Source organism: Vibrio gelatinilyticus, from assembly GCF_022836845.1.
Taxonomy (GTDB): Bacteria; Pseudomonadota; Gammaproteobacteria; order Enterobacterales; family Vibrionaceae; genus Vibrio; species Vibrio gelatinilyticus.
This window is the reverse complement of the sequence record NZ_JAJNNZ010000018.1, coordinates 72,311-78,575: the sequence shown is the minus strand read 5'-3', so window position 1 is coordinate 78,575 and position 6,265 is coordinate 72,311. Positions and strand designations below refer to the sequence as shown.

At 46.2% G+C, this 6,265-nt stretch carries 7 protein-coding genes; all 7 read right to left on the bottom strand.

The genetic code is table 11. From position 1 onward, the window contains the following. Positions 1-26: 26 nt before the first annotated feature. Positions 27-779: a twin-arginine translocase subunit TatC gene (gene tatC / locus LNL84_RS17420; RefSeq protein WP_244358982.1), complete on the bottom strand. Its 753-nt coding sequence runs from the start codon at positions 777-779 to the stop codon at positions 27-29. A 78-nt stretch (positions 780-857) separates the two neighbouring features. Further along, positions 858-1,256 carry a Sec-independent protein translocase protein TatB gene (gene tatB, locus LNL84_RS17415; protein ID WP_244358981.1) on the bottom strand — a complete coding sequence of 133 codons (399 nt, stop codon included), beginning with the start codon at positions 1,254-1,256 and terminating at the stop codon, positions 858-860. 3 nt (positions 1,257-1,259) lie between these two features. Then, positions 1,260-1,511, bottom strand: coding sequence for a Sec-independent protein translocase subunit TatA (tatA, locus tag LNL84_RS17410; protein ID WP_244358980.1), 252 nt, complete (start codon positions 1,509-1,511; stop codon positions 1,260-1,262). Positions 1,512-1,563: 52 nt separating this feature from the next. Then, entirely contained in the window at positions 1,564-3,198 is a 1,635-nt protein-coding gene (gene ubiB, locus LNL84_RS17405) for a ubiquinone biosynthesis regulatory protein kinase UbiB (RefSeq protein ID WP_244358979.1), read from the bottom strand. After that, complete coding sequence (locus LNL84_RS17400) at positions 3,195-3,830, bottom strand: ubiquinone biosynthesis accessory factor UbiJ (RefSeq protein WP_244358978.1); 636 nt, start codon at positions 3,828-3,830, stop codon at positions 3,195-3,197. The genes ubiB and LNL84_RS17400 overlap by 4 nt, the downstream gene beginning before the upstream one ends. A 10-nt stretch (positions 3,831-3,840) precedes the next feature. Beyond that, positions 3,841-4,608 (bottom strand): bifunctional demethylmenaquinone methyltransferase/2-methoxy-6-polyprenyl-1,4-benzoquinol methylase UbiE, encoded by a 768-nt coding sequence (ubiE, locus tag LNL84_RS17395; protein ID WP_244358977.1) that lies wholly within the window; start codon positions 4,606-4,608, stop codon positions 3,841-3,843. 62 nt (positions 4,609-4,670) lie between these two features. Next, positions 4,671-6,185 (bottom strand): DNA recombination protein RmuC, encoded by a 1,515-nt coding sequence (gene rmuC, locus LNL84_RS17390; protein ID WP_244358976.1) that lies wholly within the window; start codon positions 6,183-6,185, stop codon positions 4,671-4,673. Between the last annotated feature and the right edge of the window lie 80 nt (positions 6,186-6,265).

Genomic DNA, 6,265 nt, shown 5'->3' with positions numbered 1-6,265 from the left:
GGCTTTCGCCGCTTTTTTTGTTGCTATTACTCTTCCGCCTCTTGCTCATCGTCCTCTCCCCTACGCGTATAGAAACGCGCAAAGAACAATCCGACTTCAAACAATAAGCACATTGGAATGGCAAGCAAGGTTTGAGAAATCATATCCGGAGGTGTCAGCATCATGCCTATAACAAAAGCCGCCACTACGATATAAGGACGCTTTTCTTTCAAGCTTTGAACGTTTGTTGCTCCTGTCCAACATAAAAGAATGATCGCGACAGGGACTTCAAACGCAATACCAAATGCCAAGAACAATGCGAGAACAAAATCCAGGTAACTAGAGATGTCAGTGGCAAACTCAACCCCACCGAGCGAAATCGCGGTAAAAAAGCCAAACACCAATGGGAATACCACGAAATAAGCAAACGCCACACCGCAGTAGAACAACAATGAACTAGAGAACATCAGTGGCATGATCAATCGGCGTTCATGCTTATACAGCCCCGGCGCAACGAAAGCCCACACCTGATACAGGATAAATGGCACGGCGACAAATACCGATGCAATCAAGGTTAACTTCAGTGGCGTAAAGAAAGGCGATGCCACATCGGTCGCGATCATTGTCGCCCCTTCAGGCAGTCGTTCGACTAAAGGCTTTGAAACAAAGTCATAAATATCGCCCGAGAAATAGATAAGGCAGATAAAGACAACAAGCACAGCCGCTATCGCACGCAAGAGTCGATTTCTAAGTTCGAGTAGGTGGCTGATTAATGGTTGTGTCTGTTCAACAGAAGACATGCAAACCTCGTGTGAACGTTCGAAGTTCACCCTTGTGATTAGGGTAAGTATTAAAAAGAAGAGCGGTATTCCCCGCTCCTAGTCTGATTTCTTCTCTGTGCTCTCAGCGCTAACTGAGTCAGATGGTACGTCAGCCGTTTCGCTTTGCTCCGCTGATTGAGCAGATGGCGACTTGGTTTTGTCGCTCGCGTACGGCCGGGTGACCTCTTGCGCGGCTTGCTTAAGCTCTTCAACAGAGCTTCTGAGTTCTGGAGACAAGTCTTCCATGCCCATTTTTTCCGCCTTACGCAAGTTCTCTTGCAATTCTTGCACCTTCAGCTCATGAGACAACTCATCTTTTACGCTATTGGCCATATTCTTAGCAGAACTAATAAACTTAGAAATGCTACGAATTGCCGTAGGTAAACGCTCAGGGCCAAGAACCACAAGCCCAACAACAGAGATTAATACCAGCTCCCAGAAACCGATATCAAACACGGTCTAAACCTGCTCTTTGTCTTTTTTCGTGTCAGTTTCAACTGACGCGTCAGTTTTCTTCTGCTCTAGACTTTTAGGATCAAAGTCAGCGTCCTGCTCTTTTTTCTCTGACTTTTCATCTTCGCTCATCGCCTTCTTGAAGCCTTTAACAGCGCCACCTAGGTCACCCCCAATGCCACGAAGTTTCTTTGTACCAAACAGCAAAACGACAATGACAGCAATGATCAGAAGTTGCCAAATACTAATACCACCCATTTTCAGTTCCTCGGGTCTTATTAAACAATATGAAAGATAAGAAGTTTATCCCTTAACGACGATAAGTACGCCAACTCAATAACCAAAATGTGACACCTACGATACCTGACGTCACAGAGAAGTGCTGATAGGGCCCTTCTAATAATATGGCAGAGCATACGATTAACGTAGCTCCGACACCAAACAAAAATTTACCAGTTGCATGTTGCCGTTTTGAGTCACGGTAACCTTGATAAAGCTGCCCCATTCTCTGGTTCATGGCTTTACCCTGTTTTAGGCTATCGTACAGCAGTTCTGGTAATTCAGGCAATTTTTCTGCCCAGAACGGCGCACGGTCCTTGATTCCATTCAATACGGCTTGCGGCCCCATCTGATTTGCCATCCATTTTTCAAGGAATGGCTTGGCGGTTTCCCACAGGTCTAACTGTGGATAAAGTTGCCGGCCTAGCCCTTCAACATAAAGCAGGGTTTTCTGCAGTAGCACCAGCTGTGGCTGTACTTCCATATTGAAACGGCGCGCCGTATTGAAAAGATTAAGCAATACGTGACCAAATGAAATCTCACACAAAGGCTTAGCAAAGATAGGCTCACACACAATACGGATAGCAAACTCGAACTCATCGACATTGGTATCTTGTGGCACCCAGCCTGAATCGACATGCAACTCTGCGACCTTACGATAATCACGATTAAAGAAGGCCAGAAAGTTTTCCGCCAAATAGCGCTTATCGTCACTGTTTAACGTGCCGACAATGCCGCAATCTAAGCCTATCCATTGGGGATTGTCTGGATGCTCATAACTAACAAACACATTGCCTGGATGCATATCAGCGTGAAAAAAACTGTCGCGAAATACTTGGGTAAAGAAGACACTCACACCACGCTCAGCCAGTAACTTCATGTTGGTACCATTGGCTTGCAACGCCGGGATATCTGAAACTTGGATCCCATAGATACGCTCAGACACCATCACATTCGGACAGCTAAACTCTGGGATCACTTCCGGTACATACAACTCTTCGCTGTTTTCAAAGTTACGACGAAGTTGTATGGCGTTCGCTGCTTCACGACGCAAGTCTAATTCATCAAGCAGTGTCTTCTCATACTCTGCGACGACTTCGACGGGCTTTAAACGTCTAGCTTCTGGCAGCGCCTTCGCCACCAAGCGTGCCATGCGATACATTAGCTTTATGTCCGCATCAATCGCCGGACGAATATCAGGGCGAATCACCTTGAGCACCACTTCTCGCCCGCAAGGTTTTAACTTTGCGGTATGCACTTGTGCGATCGATGCAGAGGCCAATGGCGTGATATCAAAGTCACTAAACCATTGCTCAAGATCACCACCAAGCGCTTGCTCAATATGCTGCTTAGCCAAGTTCCCATCGAATGGAGAAACCTGATCTTGCAACAGTGCCAGTTGATCGGCGATGTGGGGAGGAAACAGATCACGCCGCGTCGACATCATCTGACCAAATTTGATCCACACTGGACCCAAGGTCTGCAATGCCAAACGCAATCGCTCGCCCAGTGGTTTTTCTGGATGTTGATTTTTAACCCAAAACAACGAACGGCGAGCCAACAAAGGGGCTTTGGTCAGTTGATGGGTCGGTAACAGTTCGTCGAGCCCGTATTCTAGTTGAACTTTGATGATTCGATAGAGGCGTTTTATTTCACTTGGCGTCATGCAAGCTGTGTCCCTTTGTCTTGCGAGTTAGCACGAGCTAAAACTTGGTCAAGTCTAGCTTGCAATTGTTCGGTGCCACTTTTCACATCATCCACCGCATCACAAAATGCCGCTATTTCTAATGGTGCTGGCGCAATTTTCCACTCTTCGGTCAGCACTTGACCTAAGTGATTCTGGTGCGTTGCAAAGCGTGTTTTCATAAAACCAAACACATCTTTAGCACCTTGCGATAAGGTATGAGCGACCACATCCCCTGTCACTCTCGATAACCATTCTTCGATGTCGGGTTTGCAGTCGGTCAGCAGTTGCGAGAACTTCTGAGCCAGTTGAATATCCCCCTCTAACACCAATTTATCTTGTTTGATCAACTTGGTGATGTTGGCTTGCTCGCGAAGCTCTGGCAAGACCGATAAGCTCACCGAGAGGTAGCAATCAGGCTCTCCTTCATATTGAGCGAGGACGTCGAGTTGCGTACTGAATACAAACGTCAGTGTCTTACCGAACTCTTTTATGTTGAGCGAAATCACCTTGCCTTTAAGACGAGCAAGACGTTTGACTAGGTCGTCATCGTCTTTAATCAAGGTATTGAGCGTCGTTTCGACCACTGCGGTCACTAAAGGATCAAACGGCATGAGGCTTCCCTTAGAACTTATAACCACGATGAAGGGCAACAATGCCACCCGTCAAATTGAAGAAAGAGGTCTGCTCAAAGCCCGCTTGCTGCATCATACCTTCGAGTGTTTGCTGATCAGGGTGCATGCGAATGGACTCTGCAAGGTAACGATAGCTGTCTGCATCATTCGCCACCAGCTCACCGATTTTAGGCAGTAGGTGAAATGAGTACGCGTCATAAATTTTAGACAACGGGTCCAAAATAGGCTTAGAGAACTCCAAAACCAATAGACGACCGCCCGGCTTTAACACGCGGTACATTGAACGTAATGCTTTGTCTTTGTCGGTTACATTACGCAAGCAAAAGCTAATCGTAATACAATCAAAATAGTTGTCAGGGAACGGCAGTTCTTCGGCATTCGCCTGAACATAATGAACATTGCCAACAATGCCGGTATCACGCAATTTATCACGGCCAACGTTCAACATAGAATTATTGATATCAGCCAAAATAACATGACCTTTGTCACCCACAATGCGCGAGAACTTCGCCGTCAAATCGCCGGTACCACCACCTAAATCTAAAATACGCTGACCTGGGCGCGCACCACTGCAATCGATGGTAAATCGCTTCCAAAGACGATGAACTCCGCCAGACATAAGATCGTTCATAATGTCGTACTTAGCGGCAACAGAGTGGAAGACTTGCGCTACTTTCGTCACTTTCTCTTCTTTCGCGACGGTTTCAAAACCAAAGTGTGTGGTTTCTTCAGTTTGTACTGCTTGATTCGATTGCACGTTTACCTGTCCTTATGATTCTTCATTCCCATGCATGGTCTTTGCAATGGCAGGGAGATGCCTCAGTTTACTTTATCCTCAGCTGTATGTCTTTCCACCAAAGCATCATTTTGTGCTATTTCTGTCACTGATAAAGAGATTGAACGCTTGACCTCTACCCCTAAAGTTTTAAAACTTTCTGCCTGGCGGATCATGTTGCCCCGTCCGGTGGCCAATTTGTTCATAGCCCCTTGATAGCTCTGGTTGGCTTTATCGAGGGCCCCCCCCAAACCTTCCATATCATCTACAAACAATCGCATTTTGTCATACAGCTTGCTGGCCTTGTCGGCGATCACCTGAGCGTTCTGATTTTGGCGCTCATTACGCCATAGATTATCAATCGTACGCAGCGCAACCAGCAGTGTGGTTGGGCTCACCAAAATGATGTTGCTCTCCATGGCATCTTTGACCAAATTTGGATCGGCTTGAATCGCGACTTGAAAAGCAGGCTCAACCGGAATAAACATCAATACATAGTCTAAGCTCTGAATGCCTTTGAGTTGATGATAATCCTTAATACTCAATCCCTTAATGTGATTGCGTAGCGCGATCAGGTGCTCTTGCAGTGCCAACTCTTTTTGCTGGTCATCTTCGGCATTGAAATAGCGCTCAAAAGCCACCAGTGCCATTTTTGAATCGATGACAACCTGTTTGTCCTGAGGTAAGTGAACAATCACATCCGGTTGATAACGCTTGCCCGCTTCATTTTGTAAACTGACCTGAGTTTGGTATTCGTGACCTTCACGCAAACCTGACTCTGCCAGTACCCGAGCAAGTACCACTTCACCCCAGTTGCCTTGTTGTTTATTGTCGCCTTTTAATGCCTGGGTAAGATTCATCGCCTCACGAGACATTTGATCATTCAATCGTTGTAAGTTTTTTAACTCATGCACTAGAGTGTGGCGCTCTTTGGCTTCTTGATTAAAGCTGTCATTAACCTGTTTCTTGAATCCTTCAAGTTGCTGTTTCAACGGACTTAAAATCCCATCCAGACTTTGCCTGTTTTGTTGATCCACTTTTGCTGTTTTCGCTTCAAACACTTGATTTGCCAGTCGTTCAAATTGTTCTTTGAGGCGAGTTTCTGATTGCTCTAGCATCTCGAATTTTTCTAGATTCGCCTGTTGCTGCTGTTGATGGGTAGCATTTTGCTCTCGCAGTTGTGCTTCGAGCTGCGCTCGGTCGTGTTTAACCCGCTCAAGCTCATCGGCGTAGTGCTGGCGCTCTTGCTTTACCGCCTCAAAGTAACGCAACTTTTCGACCGCTGCCATTAACTTGCCGTGCAATTGCTTAAGTTCAAATGCCGATTTATCTCGCTCATCATCTAGCTCATCGAGCTCTTGTCTGGCGAGGGTCAGCGCATTGTTGAGTCGCTGCAACTCTTGTTGGTTTGATTGCTGTTCAAGCTCATGAGAGCGCATCTGCAGTTGTTGCTCACTTCGTGCCTTAACACGAATAACAACCGCAGTAAGAGCTGCAAGGGTGGTAGAAAGCGAAGTGAATAATAGCAGTGAGGTTTGGTGCTCGAGGATCCATTGCATAGTGCTTAACCATTAGAAAGAAAACGATGCTAAAGCTAATGGTAATTTATACTGGATAAATGTCCAGATGTTCGAGCCAA